We start from the raw sequence: 19286 nt of genomic DNA, 5'->3' as shown, positions 1-19286 counted from the left end.
TTAACCAATTAGAAAGCATGGTTGAGGAAAGGACAGCAGAGTTAACAAAAATCAACGAATCACTACAGACAGAAATTAGTGAACGCCAGCGAATAGAAGAAGCACTGCGAGAGAGCGAACAGCGATTTCGAGCTGCATTCCACCAAGCTGCTGTTGGCATTGCCCATGTCGCAATCGATGGAAGCTGGTTGTTAGTTAATCAGAAGCTTTGTGATATTCTCGGTTACACACTCGAAGAACTACAGTTGTTAACTTTTCAAGATATTACTCACGCAGACGATCTTAATACTAACCTGAAATATGTTGAGCAGGTTTTAGCAGATAATATTCAAACTTACTCGATGGAAAAGCGCTATTTTCGCAAAGATAATTCTATAATTTGGGTTAATCTTACTGTGTCTTTAGTGCGCGAATCTAGTGGGGAGCCAAAATATTTTATTTCTGTGGTCGAAGACATTAGCGAACGGAAAGCCGCGCAGCGCGAACGCAAGCAGTGGGAGGAGCAAATTCAAGCATCACTATTATAAAAAGAGGTGTTATTAAAAGAAATTTACCATCGGGTCAAAAATAATTTACAGGTGATTTCCAGTCTGCTAAACCTGCAATCTGCCTATATCAAAGACAAAGAAGATTTAGTAATATTTCAACAAAGCCAGCAGCGGATTGCATCAATGGCTCTCGTTCACGAAAAATTGTATCAATCTCAAGACTTAGCAAAGATTAATTTGGGTGAATATATTCGAGATTTGGTAGCCAGTTTATTTACTGCTTATGAAGTAAATGAAGATGCGATCGCTTTAACAATAAATACCGAAGATTGTATTTTTCTCGGTTTAGATACAGCAATTCCTTGTAGCTTGATTATCCATGAACTTGTATCTAATTCCTTAAAATATGCATTTCCCAAAAATAGCAATGGCGCAATTAATATTGAAATCAAGAAAATAATTAATAATAATTTAAAACTAGTAGTTAGTGATAATGGTATTGGCTTACCACCAAACTTTGATTTTAAAAAACTCGCATCATTAGGCTGGGAGTTGGTGGATGCTTTAACCCATCAGCTAGCAGGAAATATCAAGATTACAGGCGCTACTGGATTAGAGTGTCAAGTGACATTTCCTTTACCATAAATACGCAATTAATAAAAGATGACAAACGCAAAAATTTTAGTTGTGGAAGATGAAGCTATTGTTGCTAAAGACTTACAATATCGGCTTAAGAAATTTGGTTATACAGTGCCTGCTATCGCTTCTTCAGGAGAAGAAGCGATTAATATAGCAAGAGAAATATCTCCAGATTTAGTACTGATGGATATCAAGCTTAAAGGGTCAATGGACGGCATACAAGCTGCTGAAGAAATCTATAAGCGTTTGGATATTCCAGTAATTTATTTGACTGCTTATGCAGATGAAAATACATTGGAACGAGCTAAGATAACTGAGTCGTTTGGGTACCTAATAAAACCTTTTAAAGAAAGAGAACTACAAACAAATATTGAAATAGCTTTGATTAAACATGGTTTAGAAAAGCAATTAAAAGTTAATCAAAAATGGCTGGATGCGCTTTTAAGAAGTATCAGCGATGGTGTGATTGCTAGTGATTTACAAAATTTAATTACTTTTATGAATCCGGTTGCTGAAAATTTGACTGGATGGAAACAAGAAGAAGCTTGTGGTAGAAATTCCTCAGAAGTATTTAATATTGCTAATAGCAAAACTCATAACCTTATTGAAAGTCCGCTTATAAAAGTTCTTCAAGATGGTACAATCGTTAATCTTCCTGGAGAAACAATTTTGATTACTAAAGATGGTGCAGAAATACCAATTGATGACAGCACTGCACCGATTAAAGATGACAAAGATAAGATTATAGGCGCTGTATTAGTGTTTCGAGATATTACTGAGCGCAAACGAGCGATTGAGGCGCGTCAAAAGCAAATTGAGCAAGAACAACTTGTGGTGCAATGGGAGCAGATAAATCAACTCAAAAATGACTTTTTGAATTTAGTTTCTCACGAACTGCGATCGCCTCTGAGTAATATCAAGATGATGATTCAAATGATACAATTATCGAATAATACTGAGGATGCTCAACGCTATCTAAGATTAATGGAAAGCGAATGCGATCGCGAACTAGAATTAATTAACGATCTACTAGACTTACAACGGCTAGAAAGCTCATCCTATCCACTTATTACACCTAATGCATTGCTCTTACAACAGTGGTTACTTTGGATTATCGAGCCGTTTCAAATCCGCGTTCAAGAACATCAGCAAACTTTACAGTCGAATCTTCCTGCAAATCTCCCGCCGCTATTCTCAGATGGCATTAGCTTGGAACGCATCGTAATAGAATTGCTCAATAATGCCTGTAAATACACACCTGCAGGTGGTGAAATTATCTTAAGTGTAAGTCACGATTCCTCGGAAGCACCTGCAAAAACTATTATTACTGTCAGTAATTCAGCAGAAATTCCGGTAGGAGAGTTACCACGGATATTTGATAAATTTTATCGTCTTTCTAATGCAGATATCTGGAATAAAGGTGGTTCAGGATTAGGTTTATCTATAGTACAGAAATTAGTCGAACAATTGCAAGGAAATATTCAAGTAGAAAGTGGCAATGGATGGACTACATTCACTCTTACATTAACTGATATCATGTCCAGTTAAACACTTATAATATCTGTAATTTGGCTTGAGGAACGTAGACCTAAAGGGGCTGACCGCAGGGTAAACCAACATTGGATCCTTGTTTATGTTGGGTTTCACTGGTGTTCAAACGCCACTTGCTTCTCCCAAGGGGAGACGCTGCGCGAACAAGCCGGGGAACCCGTCCAACGCAGTGGCTCGCCAACCTACATTGACAGATTTTATTACAAGTAATAACCCAAACTTGATATGAGATAATTAAAGCAAATTATTAAATATCAAAAAATGCCATTAAATATATCTTCCACACCTCAAGGTTTTAGTGCATTCATCACTAATTTGGGAATACGAGATACAACTGATGATTTTGTATTTATTAAATCATCAGTTCCTTGTGTTGCAGATGGAGTCTTCACTCAAAGTCTTTTTGCTGGGCCAAGTGTTACTATTAGCCGCGATAACTTAAAAGATTCACAAGCACAAGGAATTATCGTTATATCTAAAAATGCAAATGTAGCTAATGGTTCTGTTGGCATTGCTGACGCCCAAGAGGTTCTGCAATTAGTTGCAACTGAAACTGGAATTGCTGCACATAATATTGTGATAGCTTCTACAGGTGTAATTGGCAGACATTACCCTATTGAAAAAATCCGGGCTGGTTTATTAGGATTAGGCAAAAAATTGACTGATGCTGATTTTCATGCCGCAGCCCGTGGTATTATGACCACCGATACAGTAGCAAAACTAGCTACACGGCAAATAGGAAATGCCAAGCTAGTAGGAATTGCCAAAGGTGTTGGTATGATTGAGCCTAATATGGCTACCCTCCTAACTTTCTTTTTTACTGACGCTGCAATTTCTGCAAATAGCCTTCGTTCTATTTTTCGCTCTACTATAGATAAAACTTTTAATTGTCTGAGTGTAGACACTGACACTTCTACTAGTGACTCTGCGGTGATTCTAGCTAATGGAATAGCCGGTGAAGTTTCGGAATCATATTTTGCTAGTGCATTGCAAGAAGTTGCACAGGAATTAGTGCTGAAAATTGCACGAGATGCAGAAGGTGCTACTAAGATAATTGAGGTGACTGTAGATTCAGCGATTAACTATGCACAAGCTAAAACAGTAGCGAAAGCAATTGTAAATTCACCATTAGTAAAAACTGCTGTGTACGGAGCAGATCCGAATTGGGGAAGAGTTGCTATGGCTATAGGCAAATGTGAAAATGAACAGCAGATAAATCCAGAAATAGTTATTATTCGTTTTGATAATGTGAAAGTTTATCCTAGTAGCTTAACTGAGGCAAATCTAGAACAGTTACGCAAAATTATGTCTAAAGATAAAGTAGATATTCATGTTAGTCTTAATATTGGCGAATCCTCTGCAACTGTATGGGGTTGCGATCTTTCAGAGGGTTATATAGAAATTAATGGTAAATATTCAACTTGATTAGACTTATTGCACAAATGCAAAATTTGCCTACAACTCCTTCTCCCAAAATGGTAAGAGGGGAGCGTCTTGTAGATAAGGGTCGATTAGTGCGGGACGATTTCTCATTACACCTCGTGCAAAAGTTCCTAATATCATGTCCTGTTAAAGACTTATCATTAAAACCGCAGGGAGCAGAGGAGCAGAGAGGAAGGGTTTTTGGGCTTTCTGTATAGATTTAGAAATTATAACTCAATACGCTTGGGTAAAGGCTAAAACTCTTTATTAAAGTCAGCTTTTTTAACGAACCGCAGAGGCGCAGAGGAAACAGAGAGAAGAGAAAAAATGCTTAACCCAAGCGTATTGGTTTATACGTAGTAGATGAAATCCAGTTCAATTCGCAACAAAAAACGATCGCCATTCTGGCAAAACCTTATTGATCATGAATTATTTCATCTATAGGGGTCTATATTTATGCCCCTGAGCTTTTAGAGATTTTTAACGACAAACACGATATTAATAAGAAACATTGGAATGTTTCTCACAAATATTGCAACATTCCTCACAAACATCACGATATTAATACGAAACATTGCAATATTCCTCACAAACATCACGATATTAATACGAAACATTGCAATATTCCTTACAAACATCACGATATTAATACGAAACATTGCAATGTTTATAAAAAACATCATCATATTGGTGAGAACAGCTTCTGTTAAGACCTAATTAAAACAGCTACCTCTGCGCTATTTTATGAAAAAAATTCTCACCAGTCTTTTGACTGTGGGTGTTTGTCTAACGCCTTTAAGAGTAATGCTCATAGCTCAACCCAGCTGGGGACAGACTCAAAACTGGCGATCGCAACAAGCACAAAGACTGCTAGAGCATTTCATGTATTTGAACCATATCTGTTGTAGGGGCACAGCATTCCTCATAGTGTAAACTTCAGGTATAGCAGTCCTAAATCATTTGTGAAAATTATATATCTCTTTGTTCTTTCTTCCCTTTGCGTCCAACTCTTAGAGACGCTTCGCGTTGGCGTCAGCCTCTCCAAGAGTTGGCGTTCTTGGCGGTTCGTTTCCTTATCTATATTTTTCACGACTCCTGCAAAGATTGCTATAGAAGTTATGTAAGAGAAAGAATTCTAGGGTTGCCCTTATGCCCTAACCCCTTCTCTCTACAAACCAATTCATTCACAGCAACTTATCTGGTGTAATTGGCAGATCGCGAATTCGCTTACCTGTGGCATGATAAACTGCATTAGATATGGCAGCAGCTACCCCAACAATCGGAAGTTCCCCCAAGCTTTTGGTTCCTAGTGCATTCACATAAGGATCGCCTTCTTCAATAAATTGCACTTCCATATTGGGGATATCTGCATGAACCGGAATCAGGTAATCAGAAAGGTTAGCACCAACTATTCTGCCCTGATTAGCATCCATGACAGTTTTCTCCATCAGCGCCATACCAATTCCCCAGGTAATCCCGCCGATAACTTGACTCCGTGCTGTCTTGAAGTTGAGAATTCGCCCTGCATCATAAACGCCTACGCAACGTCTAACTTTGATTTCTCCTAACAACTCATCAACTGCAACTTCAACAAATATTGCCCCAAAAGAGTGTTTAGCGTATTCTTTGCTCTCTGAGTTGAGTGACGATTCCTCTGTAAATTCTAAACTTTCTAATCCATGACGGCGCAGAATATCGGTGTAGCTGTCTCGCTTCGATGGGTCTTGTTTTAAGAATATTTCCCCTGACTCAATGGTAATATCTTCTGCTTGTGAGCCATAAAGCAGAGAATTTGCATCTTCCATCGCCATTTTAATTATCTTATCCCGTGCGGCGATCGCTGCTTTATATACCGCCGGGGAAACACTCGCAACTGTAACTGAGTTTCCTGTAATCGGGGCTTTAGGAAGATTAGTATCACCTAATTCAAACTGCACTGGTAATCCCAAGACTTCAGCAGCTACCTGTGTCATCACTGTATAAGTACCAGTACCGATGTCTTGAGTACCACTTTGTACTTTCACTTCTCCAGTAGCAAAAATTTCTACCTTAACTGATGCAGTTCTAGCATTGGTGGGAAATGTCGCACTTGCCATTCCCCAACCAATCAGGAAATGACGATCTCGCATGGAACGGGGAACTGGATTGCGTTGTAACCAACCAAAAATTTCTCCCCCTTTTTGGTAACATTCTTTCAGGGATTTACTTGACCAAGGTAATCCTTTGTGCGGATCGATATCTGCATGATTTCTTAATCTTAGTTCAATTGGGTCAATATTTAAGGTGTATGCCAGTTCATCCATTGCCGATTCTAAGGCAAACATTCCCGGCGCTTCTCCTGGGCCACGCATAAAGGTTGGTGTGCCGGCATTAATGCGTCCCAATCGATATTTAATTTCCAAATTGGCACAGGCGTACATCATCGTTGTTGCTGCACCCACTGCTTCTACAAAATCATCAAACAGGGAAGTTAAAGATGTACCAATTTGCTCGATCGAGGTTAGTTTGCCTTCCTTGGTTGCACCTAATGTTAGCTGCTGCTGAGTTTCGGATCGGTGGCCGCAAGCAGTGTACATTTGCGATCGCGTTAGCACAACTTTCACAGGGCGTTTTACTTGCCGAGCGGCGATCGCAGCTAAAATCGTGTGCGATCGCAGCAGTGCCTTACAACCAAATCCGCCGCCTAAATATTTGGAGATGACGCGGACATTTTCTTCGGGAATATTCAGAATAGATGCGATTCGGCTTTGGGTTGCAGAAACGCCTTGAGTGGTTTCATACAGCGTCAAATTATCCCCTGACCAGATTGCGATCGTTGCAGAAGGTTCTAGGGGATTATGATGTTCTATTGGCGTGGTATAAACTTGCTCTACCAAGACATCTGCTTGTGCTTTCCCCGATTCAACATCCCCTCTGGTGATTTTAGCTGGCATCATGCCAAAAAATATTGATTCGGGTTCAAATATCTCTGTACGTGCCATTGTGACTGTCGGAATGGCTTCCTCGTAGATGATTTTTATCCTGGAGACAGCAGTTTCGGCTTGTTCTAAAGTTTGGGCAATTACAATCCCCAGATGTTGACCATCGTAGTAGATATTATGGTCTTTTTCAGTTGACTGGGGTTGTGGAGGGCCAAAGAAGGGTATTTTTACCAGAGATGGGGTTTGTTGGTAAGTAACGACATCTAGCACACCAGGGGCGACTGCGGCTGCGGATGCGTCTATTTGGATAATTTTACCACTGGCGATCGCGCTTTGAAAAATCACTCCATAAGTTAAATTCTCTATTGGCACATCGGCTGTGTAAGGTGCTTCTCCTGTAACTTTCAGCCTACCATCAACGCGATCAAGTGGTTTACCGATAATTTTATTCATAATTTTTCTGCCACAACTGAGAGTGCGCGTACCAAAGCGCGTTTGACTAACTCAATTTTGAATTCATTGTGTGTTTGCGGTTTTGCTTGTTTGACGGCTGCTGCTGCTGCGGCTGTAAAGATATCTTCGTTAATTGCTTTCCCTTTGAGAAATTCCTCAGCATCCCTTGCACGCCAAGGTTTGGGTGCTACTCCTCCAAAAGCGATACGTGCTGATTTGATCGTGTCTTCTTCTATATCTAAAGCAACAGCTACAGAAACAAGAGCAAATTCGTAAGAGGCTCGATCCCTTACTTTTAAATAATGGGATTTATATGCAAAATCTGGAACTTCAATGGCAACAATTAATTCTCCAGGTTGTAATAGAGTTTCTTTTGCTGGTGTCTCGCCTGGTAAGAGATAAAAATCATGAATTGAAATTCGCCGTGCTTTTTCTATTCCTTGGATGCAAATCACTGCATCTAATGCCGTCAAAGCTACAGCTAAATCGGAAGGATGAACGGCAATGCAATGTTCGCTAGCTCCGAAAATAGCGTGCATTCGATTGTAACCTGTAATTGCCGAACAACCTATACCGGGAGTACGTTTATTACAAGGAAAAACCGGATCGCGAAAATAACCACAGCGGACTCTTTGCAGTAAATTCCCACCCACTGTTGCCATATTTCGCAGTTGCGGTGAAGCGCTTTGTAATAAAGCTTGGCTAATTACGGGATAACATTCCTGAATTTTGGGATGAAAAGCCACGTCGCTCATTCGAGAGATAGCACCAATGCGGATTCCCTGAGGTTGAGATTCAATATCTGCTAAGGGCAAACTATTAATATCAATTAATATATTCGCTGTTTGGACTCCATTTTTTATTAATCCCAGTAAATCTGTGCCACCAGCAATAAATGCAGCAGTTTTATCTTGCTCAACTGTGGCGATCGCCACTTTTTCTGAGGTAACTTTAGCATAACTAAATGGCTGCATCTTCTATTTCCTCTAGCACATCCCGAATCGCCGCAACAATATTTGGATATGCTCCACAACGGCAAAGGTTTCCACTCATTTTTTCTCGAATTTCTGTCTCAGATTTTGGCGATTCTTCCAATATCATCCCCACGGCTGAGATAATTTGTCCTGATGTACAGTAACCACATTGAAAAGCATCATGGGTAATAAAGGCTGTTTGCATGGGATGGAGTTTACCATCTTGTGCTAATCCCTCAATTGTGGTAATTTCAGTACCGATGTGCATGATTGCCAAAGTCATACAAGAGTTAATTCGCCGATTATTAACTAATACAGTACACGCACCACATTCACCGCGATCGCAAGCTTTTTTAGTGCCCATCAAACCCAGCTTTTCTCGAAGTGCATCTAGTAATGTCACACGAGGTTCTAGCTTTAAGGAATAAGATATATTATTAACATTCAGTGATAATTCTACTTCCTCTGAACCGAATATTTTCGTTTCTTGAGTAAATGAGTCTGAAGTTATTAACGCTAAGGAATTTTCTTCCATATTTCACGTAGATAATAATTACATCATTTACTATAGTAACGATAAAAAGTCTGCGGTTCTTCTAGCTAGACTTCCTGACATTTATAATCAAGAGTAAATTCTGACTTAATAATATGAACGCAAATCTCACTCAGAAATTATCCCAACCCATAGTAAAGAAAGTTGCAATTGTCGGTGCTGGCCCAGGCGGTTTGGCTGCTGCGATCGCACTGAGAAGCCAAGGGATAGAGGTTCAAGTATACGAAAAAGCCCAAGAATTTCGTCCGGCGGGAACTGGATTAGGACTAGCTCCGAATGGCTTGAATTCTCTAGATGCGATCGCACCGGGAATTGTCGAAACTCTCAAAAGTTCAGGCTGCGAGGTTCACCACACGGTTTTAAAGAATATTCAGTCTGAGACAATCCGAACTAACGCAACTAAATATATAGAACAATACGGACAACCGTTGTTAACTATTTGGTGGTATCGTCTACAGCAAGTCTTAGCATCAAGATTGCCGTCTGAAATCATTCACCTCAATCATCGCTTTATCGGCTTTGAGCAAGATGCAAACGGTGTGGAAATTCATTTTGATGGTAAAAAATCAGTAGATGCAGATTTGCTGATTGGGGCTGATGGCGTTAACTCTGTTATCAGAGAAACTTTATTTGGCGAGGGTAAGCCTAATTATATCGGTAGTATGTGTTGGCGTGCCGTCATTAAGTATCGCCACGAGCTATTTAATGACTATGAACTAGTTTTTGTCAAAGGCAACCAACAGTTTATGTACCTTCTCAATGTTGGCGGCGGCTATACCAGTTGGATTAGTCGGAAGTTCTCGCCTGAGTACTCCCTTTCCCACAGCGCTGATGAAGTGAAATCTCGCATTCTCGATGAATTAGCCAACTGGGATAAATCCTTTCGAGTTGTGGTAGAAGCGACACCAGCCGAGGAAATTTGGGAAGGGCCAATTTGCGATCGCCCACCGTTAACTCAATGGAGTCAAGGCAGAGTGACTCTCTTAGGCGATGCCGCTCATCCAATGGCACCTGCAATGGGACAAGGAGCCAATACCACTTTTGAAGATGCATACCAACTGCGAGAGTGTTTTTCTGATTCAGCTAATTTGCAAGAAGCTCTGACTAGCTACGAACAGTGTCGCATCGAGCGGACAAAACTCATTCAAGCTCGTAGTGCCTTGGGTGAAATGCGGTACTACGACATTAATAACGCGGCATCTACTGGACAGACGCAAGAGCGTCAAATGAGTCTTAATGATGATTTTCACAAATGGGTGTACAACTTTAAGCCATCTGTAAAAAGTTAAATTTTATTGTGGTGTTAGTAAAGTTACTTTTATCACAATTAGCAAAAGAAACTTATAGCAAGCCCTAATCTTATCGAGTAATTTGAGACTATCAGAAGTGACTGTTTTTAGTCAAGCCCTCAAACACAACAAATTCGTTGAATAATTGAGAATTATTTGCGTAAAATCAACATAACTTCATCAGATTGTTAATTTTTGTAAGAAGTGATGCCATTACCTCTTTGGGGTAAATTGAAGTATTAAATCTCGTTTTAGAGTTACTAATTTACCCCTATTGTTAGTCGAGATTCAGCGGAAGTAATTAACTTAGTATCTATCTAGGTTTAATTTCCTGAAAATTTTCGATTGTCAGAAAGATTTCTTCATCAGCTATTTGACTATTGTAATCGATATTAATTTTGGTTGGATAGCCGAGTTTTGCATTGTATTCTACATCCAGGTTGAATGCCTTCCGGTTGATCGCATCTTGAATCACATTAAAAAGCTTGGGAATTGTGTTGTATTTTTGAAATAATTCTGGATTAACTGGTTTTCCAGTAGCTACAGAAGTGATTGAAGTTGTTTGACCATTACGCACTTCAATAATTACTGGCCCTCTAGCATCTGGTATACAGAAGCAACTGTTGCTAACCGTAATCCGATAGTTAGAAATATTTGCTTGTTCCCACAAACGCTTATTAAATCTCAACCGTCTTGAATTCAAGCTATTATTTGTTTGCGTTTGATATTGTACTTTCTCTGCGGGAGTTTCGGACATTGCTGCTAAGTTCAGACTTAGAGATAGCAATAGTGTTGCACTGATAATCATAGGTAAACGCATATTAATCCATTTATTGGTTTTCAAAAATATAACTATTATTATGATACAGCAATTTTTAACTTATTTACGAGAGGATGTTTAAATAAATTTTATCTTTTAATGAAAAATTTTTCGGAGATAAATGAATCTGCATTTTTTCAGAATACCATTCATAATCCAATTTTCCAGACATTAATTAGGAACTTTGGCGTAATATTTTTGATCGCCCAAAATTGCCTCCTTGTCCAAAGCGATGCCTACGCAGCAACCTTAAGTTTTACGTATCTATCTAGATTGAACTCATAAAAAACAAGCACAACAAGAGACTTTCAAGCCTGTTTGTGTCGTGTTACCTGCGATAAGATAAATTATAATCCTCCCTTAACTTGAAGTATGAGGAGGATTCAACGATTCCAAATTAGCAATATTGATGATTGCTAATTAGGATTTAGCTGCAAGCTTGCAGACATGCCTTAGCTTCTCTATAGATTTTGAGAGATGTTTACGCAACGATCTCAAAGTTTGTAGCTGATAATAATGGTGGGGTTGTGTATTGATTGTTATCGTTATCAATGTTGGCAAACAGACTACCTGTCCCCAAGCCTGGTGATGTCAAGTTTTGGTTGAAGAACAAGTTGCCAGTTCCAAGACTATAAGTAATGAGTCCATAGCTAGTTGCAGCTGCTGCATCATTAGCTACTATCGTAATTTGGTACAGATTATTGAGTCCGGCAAAAGTTGTCTTATCGAGGACGATTTTATCGCTATAGCTGCTGAAGTCAGTAATTTTATCTACACCAAGATCGGCACTATTGTACCCAGCACCTGAGTTGAATACAAAGCGATCGCTACCAGCACCACCAGTCAGGATGTCATTACCTTTACCACCTCGTAATATATCGTTACCAGCATCTCCATAAAGGTTGTCATTGCCAGCACCACCATAGAGAATGTCATTACCCTCGCCACCGAAGGCTCTCAACGGTGTCGCTGTACCACTACCATCAAGGAAGTCATTGCCAGCCCCACCTGTAAACCATACCGCATTTACAGAAGTTGCTGACAAGTTGTTGACATCGAGGATGTCATCACCACCCCCACCATTGATTTCAAACCTCTCTGCACTGTCTACAGTCAGAGTGAAAGGAACCAAGTTCAACCGATCGAAGATTGCTCTGCCTTGAGCATCTTGTTGCAGGCGGAAGTTGTCTCCTACACCCGCGCCGTTGACCTCAACCACGTCATAGCCAGCATTACCACTGATTCTGTCGCTACCATCACCATTGTTCCAGATCAGGCGATCGTTGCCGTATCCACCTGTGAAGGTGTCGTTTCCACGATTTCCAAGTATGGTATCGTTCCCCTCCCCACCAGATAGATAGTCGATACCATCGCCACCTTGTAAAAGGTCGTTACCAGCATTTCCATAAAGGCTGTCATTTCCACCCAAACCATTGAAGTTATCAGAAGCGGCATTACTAATACCTACATCTGCTCCATTAGTCGGCCCTGGGCCAGGAATCCAAGTTACTGACATGATTAATACTCCTAATTCTTAATTTATCTAAATGAACAATGAGTTCCTAATACTTCATTTTTAAGAAATGTATGGAAGTACTAGTTTCTCTCTACGAACTACAAAACTTATAGTTTTTAGCTGCTAAGTATTAATCAGAGATATGTTCTTCTTTTATGCAGAAAATTGGTTTTTGTAAAATTTCTTCACTATGAGTTTTAGAGACAGACCTAACCTTTTCACGTCATTTTAAAAAGAAAGAATAGCTTGTGAATGCCCTTTGCAAGCTAGCTTTCGACTGATTGAACTATTTTCGTTAAAGTTTACAATAGTGCTTATAATCTGCAAGGATTAAATACTTATTTGTTAAAATTACCACCTAATAGCTAAGGATATTACTTAGCTTAAATGTATTGATTGCACAGTTACCAATCACTTTTATGAAAAGAGCCAAATCTCATTAAAAGCAATGCCAAAAAAGAATTTCAAGCGTTAGTACAAAACGTACAATCAATATTTTACCTAGTGTAATAGACATTACATTCAACACAGGATTTAGTGCCATGTGTTTTTAAGAATACCCATCCATAGTCCAATCTTCAAGACATAAATTAGGAACTTTGCTAAAATCTCTTTGATTACGCGTAACCAAAATTGCCCCCTTAGCCAGAGCAATGCCTACGGCTGGCTACGCCTACGCAGCAATTCTTAAGTCTTGTGTACCTATCTGGATTTTTTGTTGGCGCAAACTTTGATAGTAACTGTATGCTGCGTCATCGAAATCCAACAAATATGCCAAATCTGAAATAGATCAGGCTATTGTTAGCTCTGGCTGAATAATGCAAATAAAAGCTATAAATTAACATTCCCCGGCAGAGCCAGGGAACGAAGAAATACTAACTTGCGGCTAAATTGCTCCAACCGACGTAGGGTAATTTTGTAGCTATTGCCCGAACTTGGTCAGCGTTAGCTACTAACTGACCACAAGCGTCCCAAGTTCCAGAAATAAATGTGCTTCTTGTCCCTTCACCGATCGCAACTGGGGCAGTGTAATCACCAATTTGCACTTGCAAGGTTTCCAAATCCACTGTCACGGCGGCTTGGGGATTGGCAGCGACTAAATCTTGCAGTTGTTTGACAGTAACAGCATCGGCTGTCACACAAGGTATGCCCATTGCCACACAGTTACCGAAAAAGATTTCGGCGAAGCTTTCACCAATTAAAGCTTGGATTCCCCATTTTGCGATCGCTTGGGGTGCATGTTCCCGTGATGAACCACAGCCAAAGTTACGGTTAACTATTAAAATATTCGCGCCTTGGTACTGGGGTTGATCGAAGGGATGTTCACCTTTAAGCGCTGTCCGGTCATCGATAAATACGCCTTCACCTAACCCATCAAAGGTAACGGCTTTCAAATATCGTGCCGGAATAATGCGATCGGTATCTATATCATTGCCCACTAAGGGTATACCGCGCCCTGAAACTGTTTTAACTTCACTCACCATAGATTTTATCTATTATTTCAATGACAGTCTGTTGAAAAATGGATGAGGGAGATGAGGGGACAAGGGGAATAACCAATCCCCCATGCCTTTTGGAAATTACAACAACTCGCGCACATCAGATACTTCGCCTTTAATCGCAGCAGTGGCGACCATCGCCGGACTCATTAACAATGTCCGACCAGAGGATGAACCCTGTCTTCCTTTAAAGTTGCGGTTGGAGGAAGAAGCGCTGATTTGTCTTCCTTGTAGCTTATCGGGGTTCATGGCTAGGCACATGGAACATCCCGGTTCGCGCCACTCAAATCCGGCTTCCTGAAAGATTTTATCCAATCCTTCAGCTTCTGCCTCTTCCTTCACCCTTTCCGAACCAGGGACAACGAAGGCTTTGATTCCCTCTGCAACGTGGCGACCTTTGGCGATTTTTGCTGCTTCTCGCAAATCACTAATCCTGCCGTTGGTGCAACTACCAATAAAGCAGACATCTATTTTTGTGCCCTTGATTGGTTGACCGGGATATAAATCCATGTAGCGGTAAGCTTCTTCGGCAATGAATCGGTCTTCTTCCAGCAGTTCTTCCGGTTGAGGTACTGACTGGTTGATACCGATACCTTGATCGGGAGTAATGCCCCAGGTAACGGTAGGAGAAATTTCCGCAGCGTCAAATACCACCACATCATCATATTGGGCATCTGCATCACTCTTGATGGATTCCCACCAAGCTACTGCTTTATCCCAATCTGCATCTTTGGGTGCAAAATCTCTACCTTTGAGGTAATCGTAGGTGACACGATCGGGATTGACATAGCCGCATCTAGCACCGCCTTCGATCGCCATATTGCAGACAGTCATCCTCTCTTCCATATTCATTTGCTCAAATGTCGTACCTGCAAATTCGTAGCCATAGCCTACGCCACCTTTCACGCCAAGGGTGCGGATGATATGCAAGATGACATCTTTGGCGTAAACTCCTGGGTTGAGAGTGCCGTTAACTTCAATTTTGCGGACTTTCAGTTTGGAGAGAGCAAGGGTTTGGGAAGCGAGAACATCCCGAACTTGGCTAGTACCAATACCAAATGCGATCGCACCAAATGCCCCATGACTTGAGGTGTGACTATCTCCACAAGCGATCGTCATTCCGGGTTGAGTCAGCCCAAGTTCTGGAGCGATGACGTGAACTATACCTTGACTGCCAGAACCAATATTGTAAAAAGTTATGTTATTTTCTTGACAGTTATTTTCCAGCGCCTGAATCATTTCCTCTGCCAAGTTATCGGCAAAGGGACGCGCCTGGTTTTCTGTAGGCACAATATGATCGACTGTGGCGACGGTACGCTGTGGAAACAGTACCTTTAGATCCCTCTCGCGTAACATAGCAAAGGCTTGAGGACTGGTGACTTCATGAATTAGATGAAGCCCGATAAATAGTTGCGTCAGCCCTGAGGGAAGTGTACCAACGGTGTGTAAGTCCCAAACTTTATCAAACAGGGTACCTTTGCTCATACGTCAATCAGTATTTAAAGAGTCCGGTCTTAAATAGTATCAAAAAAAAGTCTCGGTTTTTGCAGATTGCTTAATATTACTTACAGCTTTGCAATTGAGGGGTGAAATTTAAACGCAGAGGAGCGCAGAGGTAAGCGCAAAGGTACGCAGAGAATTTGTGATGTAATTTGATCGCCTTTGAGGTAGCAAAATCGTAAATTCTCCGAAATATTGAGATGCAAAGATGTAAATAACTTTATCCTTTTCAACAAGGATATGTTAAGACAATACGAGATAATTGCACTACCAGCATTATGCCCATAGATTTACGGGAATTTTATCAGGCTAGCGATCCCAGCAGAACTCTGTTTGTCAACAATAGCTCTGATGGCAAGTATTATATAGATTTTTCCTCGGTACGAGGTGGTGATATTCTTGGCAAGCTGAAGCAGAAGATTACTTTTTTTAAGCCGAATGAACCCACCTGCACTTTATTTACTGGGCATATTGGTTGTGGTAAATCGACAGAATTATTACGGTTACAAGCTGAACTGGAAAAATTAGGCTTCCATGTCGTCTATTTTGAGTCCAGTGATGACTTGGAAATGACCGATGTCGATATTGCTGATGTGCTGCTAGCGATCGCTCGTCGTGTGAGTCAAAGTCTGGATAAAATTACTCTAGAGTCACCTAACAAGTTTAATGAGTTGCTCCAAGGGGCTTGGAAGGTCTTAAACTCCGAGGTGACGGGGGTAAAAGTTAAGGTTCCCAATGTCGGCGATTTTGGTGTCACCTCTGAAAAAGAAAAACTTTCTCTGTCTGTGGGTATTGGGGAAATCACCGCGAAGATGAAAAATGACCCAACCCTGCGAGAAAAACTCAATCAGTATTTAGCACCGCAAAAAACTAAGCTGCTGGAAGCGATTAATCAAGAATTATTGGAACCTGCGATCGCTAAACTCAAACAGCAAGGTAAAAATGGTCTAGTCGTAATTGTCGATAATCTTGACCGCATAGATAATCGTGCCAAACCTTGGGGTCGTCCGCAGCAGGAATATTTATTTGTCGATCAAGGTGAGTTTTTGACAAGGCTTAATTGTCATCTACTCTACACTATGCCCTTGGCTTTGAAGTTTTCCAATGATTACGGAATGCTGACTCAGCGTTTCCCAGAAGATCCTAAGGTGTTACCAATGGTACCTGTACAAAGGACTGATGGCAGTGTTCATCTAGAGGGAATGGCACTCATGCAGCAGATGGTACTAGCTAGAGCTTTTCCTGACATGACACCAGAGGAACGTTTAAGTAAAGTTACCGAGATTTTTGATAGTGCTGCTAGCCTAGAGCGGTTATGTAAAATGAGCGGTGGTCATGTGCGCGACGTGCTGAGGCTGCTGAATACCTGGATTATGGAAGAAATGAGTCTTCCTTTAACTCGTGAAACCTTAGAGCAAGTGATTCGTTCTCGGCGGAATGAAATCATGTTACCGATTTCTGAGGATGAGTGGCAATTGTTACGTCATGTCAAAGAAAGGAAAAAGGTGAGTGATGACCAGGGATATCAAAAACTGATCCGCAGTCGGTTTGTATTTGAATATCGGGATGGTGGCGAGTCTTGGTTTGATGTTAATCCGGTTTTGGCAGAAGCGAGGGAGTTGAACGTTTATTAAGGTAGGGTGTGTTACGGCTTCCGTAACGCATCATCTCCGGTTTTCGGTGCGTTATGCTTCGTGGTACACACCCGACATCTGCTTTTCGCCCTGGCTCTTTTAATCCAAAATCCAAAATTCCAAATTGGTATGACAGATTCACAGCAACCTAAAAATGAAAAGGGACTGCAACAATTAGCTTGGGCGATCGAATCCTCTGTAGGACAGTTTAAGCTGATTTTGGCACGGTGTAATTATGCTAGCTTGCGCGATCGCTTAATCTCCAGATTACGGGAAATTTGTCAAGTCGAAATTCGTGTCTTGGTGGTGCAGCAATCTAACAGGACTCTTTATACTGCGATTCAAGAAGAATTCGGCCAAGAAATACCAGCTTGCGTGATGGTTGTCGGTTTGGAATCAGTGCAGAATTTGCCTGTGATGTTAACTTCTGCAAATCAGGTGCGGGAAGAGTTTCGCAAGAATTTTGCTTTTCCCTTAGTGTTGTGGATTGACGATGAAATTTACAAGCAACTAATACAGTTTGCACCAGATTTGGAAAGTTGGGCAACTACGAGAAATTTTGCCATATTAACACAGGAATTAGTAGATTTTATCATCGAAACGGCTAATCAATGGTTTAGTAATAACTTAAAATTTAGCGTAGATGTATATATCAAACTGGAAAATGAGCTAGAAACAGCACAAAGATATTTACTCAATCACCCAGACGTTTATAATTTAGAAATTCAAGCTGATTTAGAATCTTTGTTAGGTTTTATCAAACAAATAAATAATCAAAAAGATTTGGCGCTACAGCATTATCACAAAGCTTTAGAGCTTTGGCAGCAAAGTAATAATTTAGAAAGGCAGGCAAAAATCCTCGCTGAGATGGGCTTTTGTTATTATCTCAAAGCTTTTAAAAATCCAGATATCAATCATCCAGATTGGCATCAAACTTGGCATTATGTTCAAGGGTATATAAATTTTATTAACCAGTTTCAAAGGCTAGATTTAATTGCTAACTCAGTAGTTAAATTTGGTGATATCTTGCGAGACTTGCAAAAGTGGGAAATGTTGCAGAGTCTTTCAGAACAGGCTTTAGTAATCCATCAAAGTAACAACCAGCCAAGAGAATTAGCCAAGGATTACGGTTTTTTAGCTGAAGTGGCTTTGGCTCAAAATAACTGGGTGAAAGCAAATCAGCTAGTTCAGCAAGCCTTGGAAGTTTTTGCCGCGATTCCCAATTTGGAATCAGCGAATATCTCAGGGGTTTTATCTGATAATTCCGAAAGGGTTTTAAAATCAAAAGATTTGAGCTTGTATCAGTTTATTTTAGGTCGTTCTCAATACCATTTAGGTCAAACTCCACAGGCAACTCTCAGCTTAGAAACTGCTAGGGATGTGGGTAATCCCCTAGAAGATGTCAGGCTTTACTTGGATATTCTCAGTTTTTTACAACAGCTTTATTTTGAGCAGAAAGAATATTTCAAAGCATACAAAATCAAACAGCAACGGCGTTCCATTGAACAGCAATTTGGCTTGCGGGCTTTTATTGGTGCGGGTAGATTAGAAGCTACAAAACAGGCATTTGTAGAGACATTGCGCTCAAACTCTCCCCAAGGAAATATTGCCCCAGAAATTGCTGCATCTGGTCGCCTGTTGGATGTAGAACGTTTAATTGAACGCATGGGTCGCCCTGATTATAAGCTGATAGTAATTCATGGGCAATCGGGTGTAGGCAAAAGTTCCCTGGTGAATGCGGGACTGAAACCAGCTTTAAAAAATAAAGCGATCGGTACTCAAGATTACTTGCCAGTGGTAATGCGCGTTTATACTAACTGGGTGGAAGAGTTGGGGAAGCTTTTGGGGAGAGATCAGGGAGATCAGAGGGATGGGGGAGATGAGAGAGAGTTAGAACCTCAACGTTCATCCTCAGAAGGTCAACGTTCATCCTCAGAAGGTCAAAGTTCACCCTCAGAAGGTCAACGTTCATCCTCAGAAGGTCAACGTTCATCCTCAGAAGGTCAACGTTCATCCTCAGAAGGTCA

The 19286-nt window shown here is 40.7% G+C and carries 14 protein-coding genes and 1 pseudogene; 8 read left to right on the top strand and 7 right to left on the bottom strand.

Going from position 1 to position 19286, the window contains the following annotated elements; genetic code table 11:
• Positions 1-17: 17 nt before the first annotated feature.
• From ACFE93_RS22510 to ACFE93_RS22490, 5 genes are all read left to right on the top strand, one after another.
• On the top strand, positions 18-527 hold the full coding sequence (locus tag ACFE93_RS22510; protein ID WP_375476425.1) for a PAS domain S-box protein: 510 nt from the start codon (positions 18-20) through the stop codon (positions 525-527).
• A gap of 6 nt (positions 528-533) precedes the next feature.
• The gene (locus ACFE93_RS22505) at positions 534-1133 is read left to right on the top strand and encodes a sensor histidine kinase (RefSeq protein WP_375476397.1); all 600 of its coding nucleotides are present in this window, start codon (positions 534-536) and stop codon (positions 1131-1133) included.
• A gap of 18 nt (positions 1134-1151) precedes the next feature.
• Positions 1152-2675: a response regulator gene (locus ACFE93_RS22500; protein ID WP_375476395.1), complete on the top strand. Its 1524-nt coding sequence runs from the start codon at positions 1152-1154 to the stop codon at positions 2673-2675.
• Positions 2676-2939: 264 nt separating this feature from the next.
• The gene (gene argJ, locus ACFE93_RS22495) at positions 2940-4103 is read left to right on the top strand and encodes a bifunctional glutamate N-acetyltransferase/amino-acid acetyltransferase ArgJ (RefSeq protein WP_375476393.1); all 1164 of its coding nucleotides are present in this window, start codon (positions 2940-2942) and stop codon (positions 4101-4103) included.
• A gap of 741 nt (positions 4104-4844) precedes the next feature.
• On the top strand, positions 4845-5033 hold the full coding sequence (locus ACFE93_RS22490; RefSeq protein ID WP_375476391.1) for a hypothetical protein: 189 nt from the start codon (positions 4845-4847) through the stop codon (positions 5031-5033).
• Between the two features lie 251 nt (positions 5034-5284).
• Here the strand turns inward: ACFE93_RS22490 and ACFE93_RS22485 are convergent, their stop codons facing one another.
• The 3 genes from ACFE93_RS22485 to ACFE93_RS22475 are packed head-to-tail and all read right to left on the bottom strand — an operon-like array spanning position 5285 to position 8983.
• A complete protein-coding gene (locus tag ACFE93_RS22485) occupies positions 5285-7474 on the bottom strand; it encodes a xanthine dehydrogenase family protein molybdopterin-binding subunit (protein ID WP_375476389.1) in 2190 nt (729 codons plus the stop codon).
• Positions 7471-8448 (bottom strand): FAD binding domain-containing protein, encoded by a 978-nt coding sequence (locus ACFE93_RS22480; protein ID WP_375476387.1) that lies wholly within the window; start codon positions 8446-8448, stop codon positions 7471-7473. The genes ACFE93_RS22485 and ACFE93_RS22480 overlap by 4 nt, the downstream gene beginning before the upstream one ends.
• The gene (locus ACFE93_RS22475) at positions 8435-8983 is read right to left on the bottom strand and encodes a (2Fe-2S)-binding protein (protein ID WP_375476385.1); all 549 of its coding nucleotides are present in this window, start codon (positions 8981-8983) and stop codon (positions 8435-8437) included. Before ACFE93_RS22475 ends, ACFE93_RS22480 begins: the two co-directional genes overlap by 14 nt.
• Positions 8984-9096: 113 nt before the next feature.
• Here ACFE93_RS22475 and ACFE93_RS22470 point away from each other — a divergent pair, with 113 nt between their 5' ends.
• The gene (locus tag ACFE93_RS22470) at positions 9097-10290 is read left to right on the top strand and encodes an FAD-dependent oxidoreductase (protein ID WP_375476383.1); all 1194 of its coding nucleotides are present in this window, start codon (positions 9097-9099) and stop codon (positions 10288-10290) included.
• 313 nt (positions 10291-10603) lie between these two features.
• Here ACFE93_RS22470 and ACFE93_RS22465 read toward each other — a convergent pair whose 3' ends face one another.
• The 4 genes from ACFE93_RS22465 to leuC form a co-directional block, all read right to left on the bottom strand.
• Complete coding sequence (locus ACFE93_RS22465; RefSeq protein ID WP_375476423.1) at positions 10604-11110, bottom strand: DUF6174 domain-containing protein; 507 nt, start codon at positions 11108-11110, stop codon at positions 10604-10606.
• A 481-nt stretch (positions 11111-11591) separates the two neighbouring features.
• The gene (locus tag ACFE93_RS22460) at positions 11592-12626 is read right to left on the bottom strand and encodes a hypothetical protein (protein WP_375476381.1); all 1035 of its coding nucleotides are present in this window, start codon (positions 12624-12626) and stop codon (positions 11592-11594) included.
• Positions 12627-13501: 875 nt separating this feature from the next.
• Positions 13502-14110: a 3-isopropylmalate dehydratase small subunit gene (gene leuD / locus ACFE93_RS22455; protein ID WP_375476379.1), complete on the bottom strand. Its 609-nt coding sequence runs from the start codon at positions 14108-14110 to the stop codon at positions 13502-13504.
• Between the two features lie 96 nt (positions 14111-14206).
• Complete coding sequence (leuC, locus tag ACFE93_RS22450) at positions 14207-15610, bottom strand: 3-isopropylmalate dehydratase large subunit (protein ID WP_375476377.1); 1404 nt, start codon at positions 15608-15610, stop codon at positions 14207-14209.
• Between the two features lie 293 nt (positions 15611-15903).
• Here leuC and ACFE93_RS22445 point away from each other — a divergent pair, with 293 nt between their 5' ends.
• Positions 15904-17259 (top strand): ATP-binding protein, encoded by a 1356-nt coding sequence (locus ACFE93_RS22445; protein ID WP_375476375.1) that lies wholly within the window; start codon positions 15904-15906, stop codon positions 17257-17259.
• Between the two features lie 129 nt (positions 17260-17388).
• Positions 17389-19286: pseudogene (locus ACFE93_RS22440) on the top strand (ribosome assembly protein 4); the annotation flags it as partial.

This window comes from uncultured Nostoc sp. (assembly GCF_964247315.1).
Classification (GTDB): domain Bacteria; phylum Cyanobacteriota; class Cyanobacteriia; order Cyanobacteriales; family Nostocaceae; genus Nostoc.
Note: the sequence above shows the minus strand (reverse complement) of the source record. Positions and strands in the feature narration are given on the sequence as shown.

What these genes read in the sequence shown, in the direction of transcription:
- ACFE93_RS22510 (WP_375476425.1), top strand. Translation starts at nt 18, where the DNA reads ATGGTTGAGGAAAGGACAGCAGAGTTAACAAAAATCAACGAATCACTA.
- ACFE93_RS22500 (WP_375476395.1), top strand. Translation starts at nt 1,152, where the DNA reads ATGACAAACGCAAAAATTTTAGTTGTGGAAGATGAAGCTATTGTTGCT.
- argJ (WP_375476393.1), top strand. Translation starts at nt 2,940, where the DNA reads ATGCCATTAAATATATCTTCCACACCTCAAGGTTTTAGTGCATTCATC.
- ACFE93_RS22490 (WP_375476391.1), top strand. Translation starts at nt 4,845, where the DNA reads ATGAAAAAAATTCTCACCAGTCTTTTGACTGTGGGTGTTTGTCTAACG.
- ACFE93_RS22485 (WP_375476389.1), bottom strand. Translation starts at nt 7,474, where the DNA reads ATGAATAAAATTATCGGTAAACCACTTGATCGCGTTGATGGTAGGCTG.
- ACFE93_RS22480 (WP_375476387.1), bottom strand. Translation starts at nt 8,448, where the DNA reads ATGCAGCCATTTAGTTATGCTAAAGTTACCTCAGAAAAAGTGGCGATC.
- ACFE93_RS22475 (WP_375476385.1), bottom strand. Translation starts at nt 8,983, where the DNA reads ATGGAAGAAAATTCCTTAGCGTTAATAACTTCAGACTCATTTACTCAA.
- ACFE93_RS22470 (WP_375476383.1), top strand. Translation starts at nt 9,097, where the DNA reads ATGAACGCAAATCTCACTCAGAAATTATCCCAACCCATAGTAAAGAAA.
- ACFE93_RS22465 (WP_375476423.1), bottom strand. Translation starts at nt 11,110, where the DNA reads ATGCGTTTACCTATGATTATCAGTGCAACACTATTGCTATCTCTAAGT.
- ACFE93_RS22460 (WP_375476381.1), bottom strand. Translation starts at nt 12,626, where the DNA reads ATGTCAGTAACTTGGATTCCTGGCCCAGGGCCGACTAATGGAGCAGAT.
- leuD (WP_375476379.1), bottom strand. Translation starts at nt 14,110, where the DNA reads ATGGTGAGTGAAGTTAAAACAGTTTCAGGGCGCGGTATACCCTTAGTG.
- leuC (WP_375476377.1), bottom strand. Translation starts at nt 15,610, where the DNA reads ATGAGCAAAGGTACCCTGTTTGATAAAGTTTGGGACTTACACACCGTT.
- ACFE93_RS22445 (WP_375476375.1), top strand. Translation starts at nt 15,904, where the DNA reads ATGCCCATAGATTTACGGGAATTTTATCAGGCTAGCGATCCCAGCAGA.